This window comes from Streptosporangium sp. LJ11 (genome assembly GCF_051918945.1).
Classification (GTDB): domain Bacteria; phylum Actinomycetota; class Actinomycetes; order Streptosporangiales; family Streptosporangiaceae; genus Streptosporangium.
This window is the reverse complement of sequence record NZ_JBPXMB010000090.1, coordinates 1-1400: the sequence shown is the minus strand read 5'-3', so window position 1 is coordinate 1400 and position 1400 is coordinate 1. Positions and strand designations below refer to the sequence as shown.

At 71.1% G+C, this 1400-nt stretch carries 1 protein-coding gene; it reads right to left on the bottom strand.

The genetic code is table 11. From position 1 onward, the window contains the following. Window positions 1–1400: sugar ABC transporter ATP-binding protein (locus ACTOQ3_RS43505; RefSeq protein WP_440089923.1), on the bottom strand; the 1400-nt coding region annotated here is incomplete at both ends.

The following is a 1400-nucleotide window of genomic DNA, read 5'->3' as shown; positions in this document are numbered from 1 at the left end:
CCTTCCATGATCATGTCGAGGACGGCGTGCTCGTCCAGCTCACCGGCACCGGCCTCACGAATGACCCGGCCCTCCCGCAGGACCAGCACCCGATCGGCCAGCCCCAGCACCTCGGGAACCTCGCTGGAGACCAGCAACACCCCGATCCCCTCATCGGCCAGCCGCCGCACCAGCGCGTACAACTCCGCCCGAGCCCCCACGTCCACCCCGCGGGTCGGCTCGTCAAGCAGCAGCAGCTTGCGGTCGTTCAGCAACCACCGGGCCAGCACCGCCTTCTGCTGGTTACCGCCCGACAACGTCTTGATCGGCCGCTCCGGATCGGAGGGACGGATGTCGAGGGCCTGTACCATCTCCCGCGCGTCGGCCGCCTCCCGGCGCCGGTCCATCCAGCCCAGCCGCGAGTACCGGCCCAAACTCGCCAGGCTGATGTTGCGCGACACGCTCTGGTCCAGCAGCAACGCCTGCGCCTTGCGCTCCTCGGGCGCCAATCCCATGCCCAGGCGCACCGCGCCGGTCGTGCCACCGCCCCGGCGCACCGGCTTGCCCTCCAAGACCACCTGGCCGGAGAACCGCCGCGCCCCGTACACCGCCTCGATGATCTCCGAACGGCCCGAGCCGACCAGACCGGCCAGCCCCACGATCTCCCCCGCCCGCACCGAGAACGACACGTCGGTGACGACCCCGGGGACGGTGAGGTTCTCGACCCGCAGCACCTCGTTGCCCGCGACGGGTTCCGCGCGGCGCGGCGGGAAGACGTACTCGACGTTGCGGCCGGTCATCAGCGACACCACCTGCGAGGTCGGCGTCTCCTTGGCCGGCAGGCCCACCGCGACCGTGCGGCCGTCCTTGAGCACCGTCACCCGGTCCCCGATCTCGCGGATCTCCTCCAGCCGGTGCGAGATGTAGACCACCGCCACCCCCTGGGCGGTCAGCTCCCGGATGATCCGGAACAGGTTGCCCACCTCGTCATGGGCCAGCGCCGCCGACGGCTCGTCCATGATGATCAGCCGGGTGTCGTGCGACAGCGCCCGCGCCATGCTCACCACCTGCTTGGCCGCCGGAGACAGCCGGCCCACCTCCGTCGACGGGCGGATCTCCGCGTGCCCCAGCCGCGCCAGCAACTCCCGCGTCGCCCGCGCCGCCTCCGAGCGGCCCACGAACCCCATCCGGGCCGGCTCATGACCCAAGAACACGTTCTCGGCCACGCTCAGCCCGTCGACCAGGTCCAGCTCCTGGTAGATCGTGGAGATCCCGAGCCGGATCGCCGCGATCGGGCTCGACAGCCGCACCTCCTCACCGTTGAGCGTGATCGTCCCCTCGTCGGGCTGGTGAGCGCCCGCCAGAGTCTTGATCAGCGTGGACTTCCCGGCGCCGTTCTGGCCGAGCAGGCAGTGCACCTC